The organism is Billgrantia sp. Q4P2 (genome assembly GCF_052806135.1).
This window is the reverse complement of record NZ_JBRBAI010000003.1, coordinates 467,950-486,614: the sequence shown is the minus strand read 5'-3', so window position 1 is coordinate 486,614 and position 18,665 is coordinate 467,950. Positions and strand designations below refer to the sequence as shown.

Here is an 18,665-nt window from a genome sequence, read left to right as displayed (position 1 = left end):
ATGTGCGCTATCCTAAGTTACCGGGCGAAGTACCGCCGCCCCGAGATGTGCAACCTCCTGCGAGGAACCCGATGGCTCGTCCCCGACAGCATGCGCCCGAAGCGCTCCATGCCCAGGTCATGGCCGCATGCGATGACTGGCTTCAGGGCAACCCCGTCCATGCGCTCTCGCTGCGCTCGCTGGCGCGCGAGGTGGGCTGTGCGCCTAGCACGCTGCTCAAGCTCTACGGCAGCTTCGGCAATCTGCTTCAGCATGTGAACATCGAGACCCTGGCGCGGTTGCGCATGGTCATCGAACCACTGACCGAGGGAGCCCTGCCCGAGCGCCAGCTCAGCTCCCTGGCCTTGGCCTACTGGCAGTTCGCCCAGCGCGAGCCGTTCCGCTGGCAACTGCTGTTCGACTACCCTCTGGCGCAGGAGGGCGAGCTCGACCAGCGCCAGTCTGACATGATCGAGGCGCTGTTCCTGCGCGTCGAGACGAGCCTCAAGGAGTATCAGCCGGCGCTCGGCGACCTGGAGGCCAGGCGCCTCGGGCGAACCCTGTGGGGTAGCGTGCATGGCCTGGTGCAACTGGGGCTGAATGAACGCCTGGGCTACTGGCAGGGCCAGCAGCTCGAAGTGCCGGAGCTGCTCGACCAGCTGCTTTCCACCATCCTCGCCGGCCTGAGAAACAGGTCCAATATCGCGTGAATTTCGTGCTATACGGGGCGCTTGGCTCCCTGTTGCTGCTGGGGGGGTGGCGCGTGGCGCGTGCGCCACGACCGCTCATCCGCTTCCTCATCTACCTGCTGGTCCACAGCTGTTATCGACTGCGTCTGCGCGGGCTCGATCACATACCCGCCAAAGGCCCGGCTGTGGTGGTGTGCAACCATGTCAGCTTCATGGATGCGCTGGTCATGGGTGGGGCGAGCCCGCGGCCGCTGCGCTTCCTGATGGATCGGCCGATCTACGAGTCGCCCTGGCTCAACTGGCTGTTTCGCCTGGTGGGGGCGATTCCGGTAGAGTCCGACCGGCGCGATCCTGGCAGCGTGCGTCGCGCCCTGGAGGAAGTCAGCCGGGCGCTGCGCAGCGGCGAGGTGGTAATGCTCTTCCCCGAGGGGCGGCTGACGCCTGACGGCGAGGTGCATACGTTCCGCCGCGGGCTCGAAACGATCCTGGCGCGTGACCCAGTGGCGGTGATCCCGGCCGGCCTGGCTGGCCTGTGGGGTTCGTGGACCTCGCATCGCGATGGCCCGGCGCTGTCCAAGCGGCCGCGGCGCTTTCGCGCGCGGGTGGCGCTCTATTTCGGCAAGCCGATTCCACCCAGGCTGGCGCGTCGCGACCTGTTGGAGGCGCGGGTACGGGCGCTCAAGGCCGAGGCCGATGGCTGGGTCTGCCCGCTCAAGGCGACCTCCTCGCCCCGGCGGCACTGATCACTGCTGGCGCTGGCGGCTGCTACGCACTGCCTGCCAGCAGCGCGCCGCGGTGATCAGGTTATCGCGAACTTCGAGAATTTCCATGCGAATGCTGCCGATCTGCAGGCAGGCAGGCCCGTCAGGGAAGGCTTCCAGGTGCTCGAGAATCAGCCCGTTCAAGGTCTTGGGGCCGTCGGTGGGTAGCTTCCAGCCCAGCGCGCGGTTGATGTCGCGGATGTTGGCGGTGCCGTCGATCACGTGGCTGCCGTCGTCCTGACGATGAATCTCCTGGTCCTGGCCGGCCACGTCGGTGGTGAATTCGCCGACGATCTCCTCCAGGATGTCCTCCAGCGTGACCAGGCCCTCCACATCGCCGTACTCGTCGACCACGATGCCGATGCGGCGCTTCTGCTTCTGGAAATTGAGTAGCTGGGTGTGCAGCGGCGTCGATTCGGGGATGAAGTAGGGCTCGCGTGCCTCCTGCACGATCGAGGCCTTGGTCACCTCGTCCCGCGACAGGAAGCGTGCCGCGTTGCGCAGATGCAGCATGCCGATGATGTTGTTGATGTCGCCCTTGAACACCGGCAGGCGGGTATGCTGGCTGGTGCGGATCTGGGCCAGGATGGCTTCCAGTTCGTCGTCGAGATCGATCCCCACCACTTCGTGACGTGGCACCATGATGTCGTTGACCGTGACGTTCTCCAGGTCGAGGATCGACAGCAGCATCGCCTGGTGACGGTGGGGAATCAGCGTGCCCGCTTCGTGCACCACGGTGCGCAGTTCGTCGCGGGTCAGGCTGTCCGCACCGCCCTCGAGACTCTTGATGCCTATCAGCCTCAGTAGGCCATTGGAGATGGCGTTGACCAGCCAAACCAGCGGATAGAGCAGCTTCAGCAGCGGCTCCAGTATCAGCGAGGAGGGGTAGGCGACGCGCTCGGGCTTGATCGCCGCATAGGTCTTTGGGCTGACCTCGGCAAAGATGAGGATCACGATGGTCAGGATCAGCGGCGCGACTGCGGGGCCAGTGACCTCGCCGAAGAAATGAATGGCGAGCACGGTAGCGATGGCGGCCGCCAGGTTGTTGACCAGGTTGTTGCCGATCAGAATCACGCCAATGAGCCGATCCGGGCGCGCCAATAGCCGCAGGACCCGACGAGCACGGCTGTCTCCGCTGTTGGCCTCGTGATTCAGCCGGTAGCGGTTGATCGACATCATGCCGGTCTCGGAACTCGAGAAGAAAGCGGAAAGGCAGACGAGTAGGAAAAGCAGGCCGAACAGCAATCCCAAAGGGAAGTCGTCGCTCAAAGTCGTAGGATCCTCGCTGGCTTGTCAGCCCCGTTTGTAGGGATTCGGTCCGGCAGTGTCAAGGCGACCTATGATTCAGTTGCGGTTGAGAATGATCTCGAGCACGAATTTGCTGCCAAAATAGGCCAGCAGCAGCACGGCACAGCCACCCAGCGTCCAGCGTACGGCACGCATGCCACGCCAGCCAAGCACATGATGACTGATCAGCAGTATGGCGAAGATCACCCAGGCGGCCAGAGACAGGATCGTCTTGTGCGCCAGGTGCTGGGCGAACATGCTCTCGACGAACATGAAGCCACTGACGATCGACAGGGTGAGCAGCACCATGCCGGCCCAGATCAGCTCGAACAGCACCCGCTCCATGGTGGTCAGCGGTGGCAGCACCTGGACCACGCCGCGAGTGTGATGATGGCGCAAGGCCTGGTTCTGCAGCCCCAGCAGCATCGCCTGGCAGGCGGCAATGAACAGTATGCCGAAGGCCAATGCCGAACTCATGGCATGCAGGGCGATGCCCGGCGTCATGCCGCCGGTGCGCTCAGGGCTCGGCAGGCCCACCGCCAACAGCAGTGCCAGGCCCGACACCGGGAACAGGGCCACGGCTACGCTGAGCACCGGCTTGGCCAGGCTCACGCTGAGCAGCAGGATCACCATGATGGCGGTCAGCACCACGGCGCTGGTCGAAAGGCCGGGCATCAGGCCGGGGCTCTGATCGATCAGCTTGAAGGCTACGGGAAGATGGAACAACAGGCCCAGCAGGCCCAGGACGCGAACCAGGGTGGGGCGCTGCGGCACGCGCCGAAGCAACGTGAGCCCTTGCCAGGAAGCTGCACCCAGGTAAAGGATGAAGGCCATGATGGCCAGAGGAAGCGCCTGCATCAGTTGTCGCCCGTGCGCCGTCGCCGGCGTCTGTACATCTCGTGGTGGATGGAGTCTGCCGAGGCCACTATAACCAATCCTCGCTGCGGCGCACAGCCGTGGCGCGAGGCCGCATGCATGGAGACTGGCCGCTGCAGGGCGTATAATGCTGGCCAGATTCTTCAACCGCTTTACCCGGGCTGTTCCGTCGCCGGGTGGACCGTCATCTTTGTAGCGAGCGTGACGCTTCGCCGCAGGTGCCTCTCGCCAGGCGGCGAGACATCGCGCCGACCCGACAGCCCGACAGCCGGAGTGGCTTATGTTCCAGAACCTCAGCGAGCGGCTCTCCCAGACGCTCAAGTCCATCAAGGGTCAGGCGCGCCTGACCGAGGACAACATCAAGGACACCCTGCGCGAGGTACGCCGCGCGCTGCTCGAGGCCGATGTCGCCCTGCCGGTGGTCAAGGCCTTCATCGAGCGGGTGCGCGAGCGCGCCGTGGGCCAGGAGGTGTCGAAGAGCCTCTCGCCAGGCCAACAGTTCGTCAAGATCGTCCAGCAGGAACTCGAGGCGATCATGGGCGAGGCCAACGAGGGGCTTTCCCTCAAGGGCTCACCCTCGGTGGTGCTGATGGCCGGCCTGCAGGGTGCGGGCAAGACCACCTCGGTGGCCAAGCTCGCACGCTACCTGCGCGAGCGTGAAAAGAAGAAGGTGCTGGTGGTCTCTGCCGACGTTTACCGTCCGGCGGCCATCGACCAGCTCGAGACCCTGGCCGGCGAAGTGGGCGTCGATTTCTTTCCTTCGCAATCCGACCAGAAGCCGGTGGCCATCGCCGAGGCGGCGATCAAGCACGCCAGGATCCAGTTCCACGACGTGGTGATCGTCGACACTGCCGGCCGCCTGGCGATCGACGAAGCCATGATGGCCGAGATCGCCGAGCTGCACCGCGCTTGCCAGCCGCAGGAAACCCTGTTCGTGGTCGACGCCATGACCGGCCAGGATGCCGCCAACACGGCCAAGGCGTTCCACGAGGCGCTGCCGCTGACCGGTGTGATCCTGACCAAGGCCGATGGCGATGCGCGCGGCGGTGCGGCGCTTTCGGTGCGCCACATCACCGGCAAGCCGATCAAGTTCATGGGCGTGGGCGAGAAGGTCGATGCCCTGGAGCCCTTCCACCCGGATCGGGTGGCCTCGCGCATCCTCGGCATGGGCGACGTGCTGTCGCTAATCGAGGAGGCCGAGCGCACCGTCGACAAGAAGAAGGCCGAACGGCTGGCCAAGAAGGTCAAGAAGGGCGAGGGTTTCGACCTCGAGGACTTCCGCGACCAGCTCCAGCAGCTCAAGAAGATGGGGGGTATGGGCGGCCTGCTCGGCAAGCTGCCGGGTATGGGGCAGATGGCCGAGATGGCCCAGGGCCCGGGGCCCGAGAAGGAGCTGGGCAAGCTCGAGGCGCTGATCAACTCGATGACGCCCCATGAGCGACGCAAGCCAGAGATCATCAACGGCTCGCGCAAGCGTCGCATCGCCGCCGGTGCCGGCCTGCAGGTGCCCGACCTCAACCGCCTGCTCAAGCAGCACAAGCAGATGCAGAAGATGATGAAAAAGGCGGGCAAGAAGGGCGGCATGCAGAAGATGATGCGCGGCATGTCCGGCATGATGGGCGGCGGCGGTCCCGGTGGCCCCGGAGGAATGGGCGGCATGGGCGGCCCCGGTGGCTTCCCGTGGCGCTGATGGCAGGGCTCGATAAAAGGGTTTCAAAGCGGGGCTGATTTCCGTAGAATGCTGCGTCTTCATGGCAGGACCGTGGCTAAGCCCGGCTGCACGCTTGTAAAGAAAGTGACCGAATGACGCGAAGGCGGGTCCACGGACCCGCTTTCCTGGCAGTTGCCGAGAAGCCCGGCCGTTAGCCGGGTCCGGCGCATCGGTATTAAACGTAACCTCAACCGAAGGATAGTTAACGCCATGGTTACCATTCGTCTGGCACGTGGTGGCGCCAAGAAGCGTCCCTTCTACCACCTGACCGTGACCGATTCACGCAACTCCCGCGACGGTCGTTTCATCGAGCGTCTGGGTTTCTTCAACCCGATCGCCCGCGGTCAGGAAGAGCGCCTGCGCGTCGATCTGGACCGCATCGCCCACTGGCAGGACCAGGGTGCGCAGATGTCCGATCGCGTGGCCGAGCTGGTCAAGGAAGCCCGCAAGCAGGCGTGAGCCTGTGATGCCCCGGTGACATCATGAGCGAGCAGGCCGAACGCAGTGAACGCGACGACCATCGCGAAGGCCATGTAGTGCTGGGCAAGTTGACCAGCCCCTACGGCGTCAAGGGATGGCTCAAGGTCTACTCTCATACCAGCCCGATGGACGGCATCCTCGAGTACCCGCAGTGGGTGCTGAGGCAGGGCAATGCCCTGAAGCGTCATCGGCTGCTGCAGGGGCGGCGACAAGGCAAGGGTTTGGTGGCGCTGCTGGAGGGCGTCGACTCGCGCGAGGCCGCCGAGCAGATGGCCGGTGCCGAGATCCTGATACCCAAGGCCGACCTGCCCGAGCTCGGTGGCAACGAATATTACTGGCACCAGCTGGAAGGGCTCACTGTCGTGACCCGTGAAGGGGTGGTGCTGGGTCGCGTCGCTTACCTGTTCGAGACCGGCGCCAACGACGTGCTGGTGGTCAAGGGCGACCCGGGAGGGGCGCCGCCGGCCATCGACGATCGTGAGCGTCTGCTGCCCTTCCTGCCCGACGAGGTAATCCTCGAGGTGGACCTGGCGGGCGGCAGCATGACCGTCGATTGGGATCCGGAGTTTTGAGCCTCACGGGGGACGCCCGGCAGAGCGAATCGCTGGGCATGTGGGTTGGCGTCGTGTCGCTCTTTCCCGAGATGTTCGAGGCCATCACCCGGCATGGCGTCACCGGGCGGGCAGTCAGCCAGGGGCGCGTGGCGCTGGAGTTCTGGAATCCGCGCGACTATGCCAGCGATCGGCATCGCACCGTAGACGACCGACCCTACGGTGGCGGCCCAGGCATGCTGATGAAGGTCGACACCCTGCGAGCGGCCATTCACGCCGCCCGTGAGCGGGCGAGTGAGGCCACGGGGCAGCGGCCCAGGGTCATCTACCTGTCGCCCCAGGGGCGCAGGCTCGACCAGCAGGGCGTGCGTGAACTGGCTTCCGGCCCCCCGCTGGTGGTGGTGGCCGGGCGCTACGAAGGCATCGATGAGCGCATCGTGGAGAGTGACATCGATGAAGAGTGGTCGATCGGTGACTATGTGCTCAGTGGCGGCGAGCTGCCGGCCATGGTACTGATCGATGCCGCGGCAAGACTGGTCCCCGGTGTGCTGGGGCACCATGATTCCGCGGTCGAGGACTCCTTCAACGAGGGGCTGCTGGATTGCCCGCACTATACGCGCCCCGAGGAGATCGACGGGCGGCGGGTGCCGGATGTGCTGCTCAGCGGCCATCACGGCGAGATCCGGCGCTGGCGGCTCAAGCAGTCGCTGGGGCGGACCTGGCTGAGGCGCCCTGATCTGCTGGAAGGCAGGACGTTGGATGCCGAGCAGCAGGCGCTGCTCGATGAGTTCATCGAAGAATACGCCTCGTCTACCAGGTAGATCGGGGCGGAGGTGCAGGACGCCGGCTCGCGCTGAGCTCGCGGACCTGCGTCACCCATCATCTCCCGCGCTCTCGAGCCAGGCTCGGGCGCCGGGATCACGCACCGCCCTTGTACTTGTAATGAGCGGCGGTGCCGAATATCGAGGAGTTTTGTCATGAGCAGCAAGAACAAAGTGATCCAGGCGCTCGAAGCCGAGCAGATGAGCAAGCAGGTGCCGGATTTCGCCCCGGGCGACACCATTATCGTTCAGGTCAAGGTCAAGGAAGGCAACCGCGAGCGTCTGCAGGCCTTCGAAGGCGTGGTGATCGGCAAGCGCAACCGCGGCCTGAACTCCGCTTTCACCGTGCGCAAGATCTCCCACGGTGTCGGCGTCGAGCGTACCTTCCAGACCTACAGCCCGCTGGTTGACTCCATCGAAGTCAAGCGTCGCGGTGACGTGCGCCAGGCCAAGCTGTACTACCTGCGTGAGCGCAGCGGCAAGTCTGCCCGTATCAAGGAAAAGCTGTCGTAAGACGTACTGCGCGGGCGGATCGCTGTGTTGCCCGATTCGTTGCGCAGGCCGGAAGCCCCGCCACCGCTTACGCGGGGCGGGGCTTCGTCGTATTGGGCGATGACATGACACACGACACCCAGCCCCTTGCCCTGATCGAGACGTTTCTGGATGGCCTGTGGCTCGAGCGTGGAGCGAGCGAGCATACCCTGGCGGCCTATCGCCGCGACCTGGAGGCCTGGTGCGCTCGCTTGGCGGAGGCGGGCGATACGCTGCTTGCGCCGGGCGCGGGCCTGCTGCCGACCTGGCTCGACGAGCGTCGTGCCGCCGGCTACCAGTTGCGCAGCAATGCCCGGTTGCTCTCCAGCCTGCGTGGCTTCTACCGCTGGGCGCTGGCCGAGGAGCGTATCGAGCGCGATCCGCTGGCCGAGGTGCGCCTGCCACGGGTGAGGCCCAACCTGCCCGATACTCTCGAGGAGGACGAGGTGGAGCGCCTGCTCGCCGCGCCTGACCTTGCCACCGATATCGGCCTGCGTGACCGCGCCATGCTCGAGATTCTCTACGGCTGCGGCCTGCGGGTGTCGGAACTGGTGGGCCTCAGCGTGGATGCCGTCAACCTGCGCCAAGGCGTGGTGCGGGTGCGGGGCAAGGGCGACAAGGATCGACTGGTCCCGCTGGGGGAAGAGGCCGTACACTGGCTGACGCGTTACCTGCGTAGCGCGCGTGGCGCGCTGATGAATGACGTGACGCGGCCGGCGCTGTTTCCCGGGCGTGGCGATAACTGTATGACGCGCCAGACCTTCTGGCATCGGATCAAGACGCACGCGCGCACGGCCGGTATCACGCGACCGCTGTCGCCGCATACGCTGCGGCATGCATTCGCCACGCATCTATTGAATCATGGGGCCAATCTGCGTGTCGTACAGCTGCTGCTCGGTCACAGCGACCTGTCGACCACGCAGATCTATACCCATGTGGCGCAGGCGCGACTCGAAGCCCTGCACGCCGACCATCATCCTCGAGGCTGAATCATGATCGCGTTATCCCATCGTCTTGCTGGCTCCCTGTTCGCCCTGGCCGTTCCGCTTGCGGCACTTATGCTACCTGCCGCTGCCCTGGCCGATGGCGCCGAACGCCTGGCCGAGCGCCTGCAGGTCAGCGGCCAGCCAATGCCCGTTGCCAGCGTGCACGAGACACCGCTGGAAGGCTTCTACCAGGTGCGCCTGGAAACCGGCGAGACGTTCTACAGCGACGCCGAAGGCAAGTTTTTCCTGGTCGGCGATCTGTACGAAAACGGCGAGGGTGGGCTGACCAACCTGACCGAGCAGTCGCGCAACGTGGAGCGCGCCGAGCAACTTGCCAAGGTGCCCGAGAGCGAGCGGGTCGTGTTTCGCGGCACTGCCGGCAGCCGCGCCGAGCTGGTCGTGTTCACCGATACCACCTGTCCCTACTGCCGGCAGTTTCACGAGGAAGTGCCGACGCTCAACGAGATGGGCATCGAGGTGCACTATCTGGCGTTTCCGCGTGCCGGCATGAATTCCCAGGGGGCCAGGATACTCGAGCAGATCTGGTGTGCCGACAACCGCAGCGAAGCGATGAACGCGGGCAAGCGCCAGGAAGCACTTTCGGGCAGTGCCGACTGCGACAATCCGGTCGAGGAACAGTATCATCTGGGCATGGCCGTGGGCGTCCAGGGCACGCCGGCCATCGTACTGCCCGACGGGCGGCTGGTGCCGGGCTACGTGCCCGCCGAGCGCCTCGCCGACATGCTCGGCCTGGCAGAGTGATAAGCGACGGTAGACAAAGAGCTGCCAAGTGCATGTAAACGCTGGACATTGACACCATCATGGGAGCAGGACATTGAAACCGGTGAGAGTGGGAATCTGTGGTCTGGGTACTGTAGGCGGCGGTACCTTCAACGTGCTGACGCGCAACGCCGACGAGATCGCGCGGCGGGCCGGCCGGCCGATCGTCATCGAACAGGTGGCATTGCGTAGTACCAACTCGGAGTGCGACCTCACCGGAATCAAGACCACCAACGACGTGTTCGAGGTGGCCCGCAACCCTGACGTCGACGTGCTGGTCGAGCTGGTCGGCGGCTATGACCTGGCCCGTGAGCTGGTGCTCACCGCCATCGCCAACGGCAAGCACGTGGTCACCGCCAACAAGGCGCTGATCGCCGTGCACGGCAACGAGATCTTCCAGGCGGCTCATGAGCAGGGCGTGATCGTCGCCTTCGAGGCCGCGGTGGCCGGCGGTATCCCGGTGATCAAGTCGCTGCGCGAGGGTCTTGGCGCCAACCGCATCGAATGGGTCGCCGGCATCATCAATGGCACCGGCAACTACATCCTTACCCATATGCGCAGCGAGGGTCGCGCCTTCGAGGACGTGCTCGCCGAGGCCCAGGCGCTGGGCTACGCCGAGGCCGACCCTACCTTCGACGTCGAGGGCATCGATGCCGCTCATAAGTTGACCATCCTGGCCTCGATCGCCTATGGCGTGCCGCTGCAGTTCGAGAAGGCCTATACCGAAGGCATTTCCCGGGTGACGGCCGAGGACGTCGAGCAGGCCGATAACCTGGGCTACACCATCAAGCACCTGGGCATCTCCAAGCGCACCGAGCATGGGCTTGAGCTGCGCGTGCACCCGACGCTGATTCCCAAGGAGCGCCTGCTGGCCAATGTGCACGGCGTCAAGAACGCTATTGCCATCATGGGCGACGCCGTGGGACCGACGCTCTACTACGGTGCCGGTGCCGGCTCCGAGCCGACCGCCTCGGCGGTGGTCGCCGACCTGCTCGACGTGGCCCGCGACATCGCCACCGACCATCACTATCGCGTGCCCTACCTGGCCTTCAGCGGTATCGGTGAGGGCGACGGCGGCATGCCGATCCTGCCCATGGAGGATATCGTCACCGCCTACTACCTGCGGCTGCTGGCGGTGGATCGCCCCGGGGTGCTGGCGCGGGTGGCGACGATCCTCTCCGAGCAGGGCATCTCCATCGAGGCGTTAGTGCAGAAGGAAGCCACCGAGGGCGAGCTGGTACCGATCATCCTGCTGACCCACTGTTGCCGCGAAAAGCAGATGAACGAGGCGATCCGTCATATCGAGTCGATGGCCGATATTGCCGGGCCGGTCACGCGGATTCGCGTCGAGTCGCTGGACGAGCAGGAGTAAAGGCATGCGCTACATCAGTACCCGCGGGCAGGCGCCTGCGCTCTCTTTCGAAGAGGTCGTGCTGACCGGCATGGCCAGTGACGGCGGGCTCTACGTGCCGGAGGAGATCCCCCAGCTTTCGCGCGAGGCGCTCGAGGCGATGGCGGGACTCTCCTATGCCGAGATCGCCTTTCGCGTGATGCAGCCCTTCGTCAACGGCGAGATCGACGACGAGACTTTCCGCGGCATCGTGCGCGACGCCTACGCCACCTTCAGCCACGACGCCGTGGTGCCGCTCAACCAGCTCGACGCCAACCATTTCCTGCTCGAGCTGTTCCACGGCCCGACGCTGGCGTTCAAGGACGTCGCCCTGCAGCTGCTCGGCCGCATCCTCGACCACTTCCTGGCCAAGCGCGGCGAGCGCGCAGTGATCATGGGTGCCACGTCGGGCGATACCGGCTCGGCGGCGATCGAGGGCTGTCGCCACTGCGACAACCTCGACATCTTCATCCTGCACCCGCACAACCGGGTCTCGGAGGTGCAGCGCCGACAGATGACCTCGGTGCTGGCCGACAACGTGTTCAACATCGCCATCGAGGGCAACTTCGACGACGCCCAGGCCATGGTCAAGGCGAGCTTCGCCGACCAGGGCTTCCTCAACGGCACCCGCCTGGTGGCGGTGAACTCGATCAACTGGGCGCGCATCATGGCCCAGATCGTCTACTACGTGGCGGCCGGCGTGGCGCTGGGTGCGCCCCATCGCCAAGTCAGCTTCTGCGTGCCTTCGGCCAACTTCGGCAACGTCTTCGCCGGCTACATGGCCTACCGCATGGGCCTGCCGGTCAAGCAGTTCATCATTGCCACCAACGCCAACGACATCCTGCATCGCACGATTTCCGCAAACGATTTCTCAAAGCAGGAACTCAAGGCGACCCTGGCGCCCTCGATGGATATCGTGGTGTCGTCCAACTTCGAGCGCCTGCTGTTCGAGGCCTACGAGCGTGATGGCCACGCCGTGGCGGCGCTGCTCGAGCGCTTCCAGTCCGAGCCCACGGCGCTGGCCGAGGCGCCGCTGGCCAGGCTGCGCAAGCTGTTCGCCAGCCACAGCGTCGATGACGCCACCATCCTCGAGGTGATCCGCGAGGCGCACCATCGCACCAAGGAACTGCTCGACCCGCACACCGCCACCGGCTATCGCGCCGCCGAGCGCGCCCGGGCGGATGCCGAGACACCGATCATCACCCTGGCCACGGCCCATCCGGCCAAGTTCGCCGAGGCGGTGGTCAAGGCGGGCTTCCCTGGCGTGCCGCTGCCGCCGCACATGGACGACCTGCTGGAGCGCGAGGAGCGCTACACCGTGCTGCCGGCGGAGCTGGCGAAGGTACAGGCGTTCGTGGCCGAGAATCGGCGGTAGAACTCAAGGCCGAAGCTGAGGCGAGGGATGCCGGGGAAAGGTCTGGAGGGGGTCTTTTTCCAGGGAAGGAAAAAGTAGCGTACAGGGAAGTATTTACAGCGCCCCCGAACAGGCCTTTTCGCCGGATCAGCCCCGAGCGGGTGCCAGTGGCGCAGAACCTTGCAAGGGGTTTTCTGGTGTCCTTCGCATCGAGGTTGGGCCAAGCGCTCTGGCGGACACCGTTTGGCGTATGACTCACAACACTGTGAGCTGAGTCCCATCGCAATAGCCCTCTGCAAAAGAACAGGAGCCACGCTTGGACGTGACCGCGCCGCCCGATCTGCACGCCCGACTCAAGCCTCGGCTGCTGCTGCGCCCGCGTAACGAGGCACTGTATGCCCGCGCTCGCGCCGAGGGGCTGACCGAATTGCAGGCCCGCATACTGGCCGGCCGCCTGGCCAACTACGAGGGCGAGCTTGCGCCGCTCACCCAGCCCAGCCTGCGTTACCTCGAACACCCGGAGCGCCTGGCCGACGGCCGTCGCGCCGCAGAGCGTATCGCCCAGGCCGTGGTGGCGGGCGAGCATATCGGCATCCTTACCGACTACGATGTCGATGGCATTACCTCCCATGTGGTGATTCGGCGCACCTTGGTGGAGCTGTTCGGCGTGCCGGAGTCGCGGCTGCACAGCCTGATCGGTCATCGCATCCACGACGGCTACGGTATCAGCCTGCCGCTGGTGGAGCGGACATTGAGGCTCAAGCCGCGGCCGAGCCTGGTGATCACTGCCGACTGCGGCAGCTCCGACGAGCCGCGCATTGCCCGGCTCAAGGCGGCGGGCATCGACGTAGTGGTGAGCGACCATCACGCCCTGCCGGTGGAGGGCCCTCCGGCCTCGGCCCATGCGGTGGTGAATCCGACGCGCGACGATTGCCAGTACCCCGACCGCACCATAGCCGGTTGCATGGTGGCCTGGCTTACGATGTCGCTCACCCGCAGCGTGCTGGTCGAGTGGGGAGCGATTCCCGAGGCCACGCCCAAGCTCTCCGCCTGGCTCGCCTACGTGGCGCTCGGCACCGTGGCCGACTGCGTGTCGCTGGGAGCGAGCCCGGCCAACCGTGCCGTGGTCAGCCATGGCCTGACGCTGATCAATCGTATGGAAGCCGCCTGTTGGCGTGCCATGGCGGCACGCCTGGGGGAAGACAGCGTGCCGTTTTCCGCCGAGACGCTGGCCTTCCAGATGGGGCCGCGGATCAATGCCCGCTCGCGCCTCGACGACCCCTACGCGGCGCTGCACTTCATGCTGGCGGCCGATGACGCCACTGCGATACGCCACCTGCAGACGCTGGACGATGATAACCAGTCACGCAAGGCGATCGAGGCGGAGATGGTCGAGGAAGCCCGGGCCCTGGCCATGCCGCAACTCGAGGCCGACCAGCCGGCGCTGGTGATCTATCTCGATAGTGGCCACCCGGGTGTGCAGGGCATCGTCGCCTCGCGCCTGGTGCAGTCCTATGGCCGCCCCACGCTGGTACTGACGCCCGCTGCGGCTCCCGGCATGCTTACCGGCTCGGGGCGCTCCATCGAGGCGTTGCACCTGCGCGATGCCCTGCAGCGTACCTTCGAGCTGGCGCCCGGGGCGCTGCCACGCTTCGGCGGTCACCGCGGTGCGGCCGGCGTCGGCGTGCCGGCCGATCAGCTGGAAATCTTCCGGGCGGCTTTCCTGCAAGCGGTAGGGGAGCAGTTGGGCGGCGCCGAACTGTATCCCCATATCCTGACCGACGGAACCTTGACGCCCGCGCAGTTCCAACTGGCCACGCTGCTGGAGCTGGAGGCACTGGGGCCCTACGGGCGTGAGTTCGATGCGCCGCTGTTCGACGGCGAGTTCCTGGTCGAATCGATGCGCTGCGTGGGTGCCGACGGTACCCACCTTTCGATGCACCTTTCCGCGGGCGCGACGAGCCTCAAGGCGATCTGGTTTCGCGCGCTCACGCCTGGGGAACTGCCATCTTTCGGCATGGGTGACAGGTTGCGCTGCGCCTACCGGCTCAATCGCAATCGCTGGCGCGGCCAGGAGTCGCTGCAGTTGATGGTGGAATACGCCGAACCGATTGGCCGCTGACCGCCAAGGCGGCCGCGATACCTGCGACTGAGCTGAGTCAAAGTGACAAGTCCCCGCCCTCGGTAGAATCCGGCTTCCCGCCCAGCGGTCGACATACAAGCCCGACCGGTGCGGCTAATCGAACATCGCTTGCCAGTTGCAAGGTATTCCGCATGGATCCACAAGATCTCCCCACCGACCCCCATCGTCCCTACGAAGACGTGATGGCCATGCTGGTGGGTACGCTGTTCGTCGCCCTCGGCGTCAGCTTCTATACCCAGGCGCTGCTGCTCACCGGCAGTACCGCCGGCATGGCTTTCCTGCTGCAGTACGCCACTGGCTGGCGCTTCGGGGTATGGTTTTTCCTGATCAACTTGCCGTTCTATTACTTGGCGGTGAAACGCATGGGCTGGTCGTTCACCCTGCGGACCTTCGTCGCCATCGCCCTGGTATCACTGTTCGCCGAGCTGACCGGCAAATGGATCGCCTTCGACATCCTGAACCCGCTCTATGCCTCGCTGATGGGTGGCAGCCTGATTGGCATCGGCATGCTGGTGCTGTTTCGCCACCGTACCAGCCTCGGTGGAATCAACATCCTGGCACTCTACCTGCAGGGTCGTTACGGCCTGCGCGCCGGCTACGTACAGCTCGTCATCGACGGGCTGATCATGCTCGCCGCTCTCCTGGTGCTGCCGCCGGAACGGGTCGGGCTCTCGGTACTGGGCGCCGTGGCGCTCAACCTGATCATTGCCCTGAACCATAAGCCCGGCCGCTACATGGGTGTGAGCTGAAAAGTGGCTGTGTTCACAGGGATGTGGGAAGTGCGTAGGCCCGTAGGGAACGGGCCTAGCGCTGACCTTCTCGAGCCAACTTTTCGGCGGGCATGACTCTTATCAGTAATTGGGCCAGACGCCCGGCGTAGCCAGTTCGATCAAGTGCCCGTCGGGGTCGCGGAAGTAGAGGCTTTCGCCGCCGCGGGGCCAGTGGGTGCGCCCTTCGATGGGGACCCCGTGATCACCGAGCTGGTGCTCCCAGGCGGCCAGTTCGCGCTTGGCAATGGCGAAGGCGAGGTGCACCCGCCCCTTGCCATCGTGAGGCGGAATGGTGCCCATGTCGTCAGGCAACACCACGGTTTCCAGGGTTTCGCCCTGTAGGAACAGCAACAGCACCGAGCCGGCACCGGCATCGTAGGCGGTGAAGCGATGGTCGGCATTGAAGGGCTCGAGGCCCATCACGCCTTCGAAGAAGACCCGCGCCCGATCCATGTCATCAACGTAGAGCGCGGTCTCGAGAACGCCGTTGAGCTTGGGCATGGCTTTCTCTCCTTCTGCCATATGTCTTCAGCTTAGCAGGTGCTTCCTGGTTGCCGGCGAGCCTGGCTGGCCAGGCGTCTGTCGTGGCCTCTCGAGAAGAAGGCATGCTGTCACGCAAAAGAGGAAAAGTTCAGCGGCTTACGTACGAATAGAACTAAAGTATGAGGATTCCTGGCGTTAAAACGAACGTTTGGCCTTGATTCAAACGAATGTTTGTCGAAAACTGGCCTGGTAGGACACCGCTCCGGTGAGGGCGGAACAAAATAACCAGCTCCAGCTCGCATTTGGAAGAGGACGTCGAAACATGCAGAACAAGTTCAACAAGATCACCTGGGCCGTTGCCATCGCCGCCGTCGCCTTCACCAGCCAGGCCAACGCCGGCGGTTACCAGATCAACGAGCAGAGCGTCAGCGGCCAGGGCTATGGTCACGCCGGGCGGAGTTCCAACGTCAACGACGCCACCATCGTCTTCGGCAACCCGGCGGGCATGTCCTTCCTCGACCGGGCGCAGCTGACCGCGGGTGGGACTTATCTGAACGTCAACAGCAAAATTCGGAATGTTGAATCCGAGCGTACGGGAGTGGTAACGGCGGGCGGTGCACCCATCGGAGCAACTTCGGGACCGGTCAATGGCACCAACGAAGGGGATATGGTTCCAGGTACTCTGATTCCCTTTGCTTTTTATGCACAGCCGGTCAATGAACAGCTGGCTTTCGGTTTCGGCGTCTATGCCCCCTTCGGCTCCAATACCGATTACGAAGGTGGCTTCGAGGGGCGCAACCAGGGCAACTACACTGAGGTTCGCGTAATAAGCGCCCAGCCAACCGTCTCCTACCGGTTCAATGACCAGTGGGCCGTTGGTGCTGGCATTACCTATAATCGCGTCAATGGCGAACTCCGGCGACAAGTGCCCGTTGCCATCCCGGATGGTTTGGGCGGGGCTGATATTACAGAGTTGGATGCCCGTGTTGAAGGTGATGACGATAACTGGGGCTATAACCTGGGTGTGATCTTCCAGCCGGTTCCAGAGACTACGTTAGGGTTGACCTACCGCTCCAAAGTCAGCTACACGCTCACCGGCGATTTCCGGGCGACCGCAACGGATGCCTCTTTGGGCGTACCTGAAGGAACGGTGGTTAGAGAGGACAATGCCAGTCTCGACCTGACCACTCCCGAGACGGTCAATTTCTCCGTAACCCAGCAGATGAGCGACAACCTCAAGCTGATGGCAGGCGCCTCCTGGACGCGCTGGAGCCGGTTCGATCGGATTCTGGTCGAAGGAGAGAATTCTGACGACCCGATTACCCTTGAGCCGCAGAATTACTCGAACGCCTGGGCGTTTGCCGTGGGCGGCGAATACCAGCTCAACCCGCAGCTTGCCCTACGTGCGGGCGTGACCATCGATAACACGCCCACCAACGATGCCACTCGCAGCGTGCGGATTCCGTCGGATGACCGTCGGATCTTCTCGATTGGCGCGGGCTGGACGCCCATGGAAAACCTGACGCTCGACGTTGCCTATTCCTACCTGACCGAGCGCGGTACCCACGTGGACCAGACCAAGACCGACACCCGCGAATTGCAGCCGGGGGTAGTTTCGCAAGTGACTTCTTCATATAGCGCCGACTACAAGAACGAAGCCCATGGCTTCGGCGCTCAGCTGACCTACCGCTTCTAACAAAGCCCCGGTCAGCGCAACGCCCCGGAACCCGGCCTCGGCCGGGTTCCTTGCGTCAAGTCGCAGCTGACGGATGCGACCTGCCGCCAGGTTCGCTACAATAACCGCCTTTTCCGTGCTGCCTGTGTCACGGGCTCTGGCCCGTACCATGGCGGCCGTTTTTCCTCTGCAATTCAGGCGAGCGAGCCCATGCTGGAAACCAACCCCATTCACAACCTCATCAAGGACCTGTCCGAGCGGACAGACGTCCTGAGGGGGTATCTTTGACTATGCCGAACGCAAGGATCGGCTAGAGGAAGTCTCCCGCGAGTTGGAAGACCCCAACGTCTGGAACGACCCCGAGTACGCCCAGAAGCTCGGCAAGGAGCGTGCCTCGCTGGAGGTCATCGTCGAGACCATCGACGAACTCGACCAGGGCCTGGCGGACAGCCGCGACCTGCTCGAACTGGCCGAGATGGAAGAGGACGAGGACACCGTCGCCGAGGTCCAGAAGGAGCTAGACGGGCTTCGGGAGAGCCTGGCCAAGCTCGAGTTCCGGCGCATGTTCTCCGGCGAGATGGATGCCAACAACGCCTACCTCGACATCCAGGCCGGCTCCGGCGGCACCGAGGCCCAGGACTGGGCCAACATGCTGCTGCGCATGTACCTGCGCTGGTGCGAGCACCACGGCTTCAAGGCCGAGATCGTCGAGGTGTCGGCCGGCGAAGTGGCGGGTATCAAGTCGGCGACCATACACGTACAGGGCGATCACGCCTTCGGCTGGCTGCGCACCGAGACCGGCGTGCATCGCCTGGTGCGCAAGAGCCCATTCGATTCCGGCGGCCGTCGCCACACCTCCTTCGCCTCGGTGTTCCTGTCGCCGGAGGTGGACGACAACTTCGAGGTCGAGATCAACCCGGCGGACCTGCGCACCGACACCTACCGCTCCAGTGGCGCGGGCGGCCAGCACGTCAACACCACCGATTCGGCGGTACGTATCACCCACGAGCCCACCGGCATCGTGGTGGCCTGCCAGAGCCAGCGCAGCCAGCACGCCAACCGCGACTTCGCCATGAAGCAGCTCAAGGCGAAGCTGTGGGAGCACGAGATGCAGAAGCGCAATGCCGCCAAGCAGGAGGCGGAGGATGCCAAGTCCGACATCGGCTGGGGCAGCCAGATCCGTTCCTACGTACTCGATGACCAGCGCATCAAGGACCTTCGGACCGGCGTGCAGACCAGCAACTGCGACCGGGTGCTCGACGGCGACCTGGATGCCTTCATCGAAGCCAGCTTGAAGCAAGGCTTGTAGCCTCGGGTTTCGAGCCACGGGCCGCGAGCGGTAGCCAGTCCGCTTGCGCCCGTGGCTCGGGGCTCGCCGCCCGTAGCGAATTCTTAACA

At 64.6% G+C, this 18,665-nt stretch carries 18 protein-coding genes; 15 read left to right on the top strand and 3 right to left on the bottom strand.

Going from position 1 to position 18,665, the window contains the following annotated elements:
* Positions 1–71: 71 nt before the first annotated feature.
* Both ACUY1T_RS07730 and ACUY1T_RS07725 read left to right on the top strand, forming a co-directional pair.
* The gene (locus ACUY1T_RS07730) at positions 72–689 is read left to right on the top strand and encodes a TetR/AcrR family transcriptional regulator (protein WP_446021547.1); all 618 of its coding nucleotides are present in this window, start codon (positions 72–74) and stop codon (positions 687–689) included.
* Complete coding sequence (locus tag ACUY1T_RS07725) at positions 686–1,411, top strand: 1-acyl-sn-glycerol-3-phosphate acyltransferase (protein ID WP_446021545.1); 726 nt, start codon at positions 686–688, stop codon at positions 1,409–1,411. Before ACUY1T_RS07730 ends, ACUY1T_RS07725 begins: the two co-directional genes overlap by 4 nt.
* On the opposite strand, the gene ACUY1T_RS07720 is transcribed toward ACUY1T_RS07725, so the two are convergent.
* Positions 1,412–2,698 carry an HlyC/CorC family transporter gene (locus tag ACUY1T_RS07720; RefSeq protein WP_446021543.1) on the bottom strand — a complete coding sequence of 429 codons (1,287 nt, stop codon included), beginning with the start codon at positions 2,696–2,698 and terminating at the stop codon, positions 1,412–1,414.
* A gap of 75 nt (positions 2,699–2,773) precedes the next feature.
* On the bottom strand, positions 2,774–3,574 hold the full coding sequence (locus tag ACUY1T_RS07715; protein ID WP_446021541.1) for a cytochrome C assembly family protein: 801 nt from the start codon (positions 3,572–3,574) through the stop codon (positions 2,774–2,776).
* A gap of 298 nt (positions 3,575–3,872) precedes the next feature.
* Here ACUY1T_RS07715 and ffh point away from each other — a divergent pair, with 298 nt between their 5' ends.
* The 11 genes from ffh (at position 3,873) to ACUY1T_RS07660 (ending at position 15,088) form a co-directional block, all read left to right on the top strand.
* The gene (ffh, locus tag ACUY1T_RS07710) at positions 3,873–5,282 is read left to right on the top strand and encodes a signal recognition particle protein (protein WP_446021539.1); all 1,410 of its coding nucleotides are present in this window, start codon (positions 3,873–3,875) and stop codon (positions 5,280–5,282) included.
* Between the two features lie 231 nt (positions 5,283–5,513).
* Positions 5,514–5,762, top strand: coding sequence for a 30S ribosomal protein S16 (rpsP, locus tag ACUY1T_RS07705; RefSeq protein WP_104204845.1), 249 nt, complete (start codon positions 5,514–5,516; stop codon positions 5,760–5,762).
* A 23-nt stretch (positions 5,763–5,785) separates the two neighbouring features.
* Positions 5,786–6,355, top strand: coding sequence for a ribosome maturation factor RimM (gene rimM, locus ACUY1T_RS07700; RefSeq protein WP_446021537.1), 570 nt, complete (start codon positions 5,786–5,788; stop codon positions 6,353–6,355).
* Positions 6,356–6,393: 38 nt separating this feature from the next.
* The gene (gene trmD, locus ACUY1T_RS07695) at positions 6,394–7,155 is read left to right on the top strand and encodes a tRNA (guanosine(37)-N1)-methyltransferase TrmD (protein WP_446021622.1); all 762 of its coding nucleotides are present in this window, start codon (positions 6,394–6,396) and stop codon (positions 7,153–7,155) included.
* A 156-nt stretch (positions 7,156–7,311) separates the two neighbouring features.
* Positions 7,312–7,668 carry a 50S ribosomal protein L19 gene (rplS, locus tag ACUY1T_RS07690; RefSeq protein ID WP_446021535.1) on the top strand — a complete coding sequence of 119 codons (357 nt, stop codon included), beginning with the start codon at positions 7,312–7,314 and terminating at the stop codon, positions 7,666–7,668.
* A 104-nt stretch (positions 7,669–7,772) separates the two neighbouring features.
* Positions 7,773–8,675 (top strand): site-specific tyrosine recombinase XerD, encoded by a 903-nt coding sequence (xerD, locus tag ACUY1T_RS07685; protein WP_446021533.1) that lies wholly within the window; start codon positions 7,773–7,775, stop codon positions 8,673–8,675.
* Positions 8,676–8,678: 3 nt separating this feature from the next.
* A complete protein-coding gene (locus ACUY1T_RS07680) occupies positions 8,679–9,434 on the top strand; it encodes a DsbC family protein (protein WP_446021531.1) in 756 nt (251 codons plus the stop codon).
* A 73-nt stretch (positions 9,435–9,507) separates the two neighbouring features.
* The gene (locus tag ACUY1T_RS07675; protein WP_446021530.1) at positions 9,508–10,824 is read left to right on the top strand and encodes a homoserine dehydrogenase; all 1,317 of its coding nucleotides are present in this window, start codon (positions 9,508–9,510) and stop codon (positions 10,822–10,824) included.
* Between the two features lie 4 nt (positions 10,825–10,828).
* The gene (gene thrC / locus ACUY1T_RS07670; protein WP_446021528.1) at positions 10,829–12,217 is read left to right on the top strand and encodes a threonine synthase; all 1,389 of its coding nucleotides are present in this window, start codon (positions 10,829–10,831) and stop codon (positions 12,215–12,217) included.
* Positions 12,218–12,518: 301 nt separating this feature from the next.
* Positions 12,519–14,318 carry a single-stranded-DNA-specific exonuclease RecJ gene (locus ACUY1T_RS07665; protein ID WP_446021620.1) on the top strand — a complete coding sequence of 600 codons (1,800 nt, stop codon included), beginning with the start codon at positions 12,519–12,521 and terminating at the stop codon, positions 14,316–14,318.
* Between the two features lie 152 nt (positions 14,319–14,470).
* Positions 14,471–15,088 carry a YitT family protein gene (locus ACUY1T_RS07660; protein ID WP_446021527.1) on the top strand — a complete coding sequence of 206 codons (618 nt, stop codon included), beginning with the start codon at positions 14,471–14,473 and terminating at the stop codon, positions 15,086–15,088.
* A 102-nt stretch (positions 15,089–15,190) separates the two neighbouring features.
* On the opposite strand, the gene ACUY1T_RS07655 is transcribed toward ACUY1T_RS07660, so the two are convergent.
* A complete protein-coding gene (locus tag ACUY1T_RS07655) occupies positions 15,191–15,610 on the bottom strand; it encodes a VOC family protein (protein WP_446021525.1) in 420 nt (139 codons plus the stop codon).
* A 304-nt stretch (positions 15,611–15,914) separates the two neighbouring features.
* On the opposite strand from ACUY1T_RS07655, the gene ACUY1T_RS07650 reads away from it, so the two are divergent.
* The gene (locus tag ACUY1T_RS07650) at positions 15,915–17,288 is read left to right on the top strand and encodes an OmpP1/FadL family transporter (RefSeq protein WP_446021523.1); all 1,374 of its coding nucleotides are present in this window, start codon (positions 15,915–15,917) and stop codon (positions 17,286–17,288) included.
* A gap of 189 nt (positions 17,289–17,477) precedes the next feature.
* Positions 17,478–18,576, top strand: a protein-coding gene (gene prfB, locus ACUY1T_RS07645) for a peptide chain release factor 2 (RefSeq protein WP_446021521.1) whose coding sequence is annotated in 2 segments (ribosomal slippage) — positions 17,478–17,552 and positions 17,554–18,576 — 1,098 coding nt in all. Because the reading frame shifts where the segments join, the coding sequence is not laid out codon by codon here.
* Positions 18,577–18,665 lie beyond the last annotated feature (89 nt).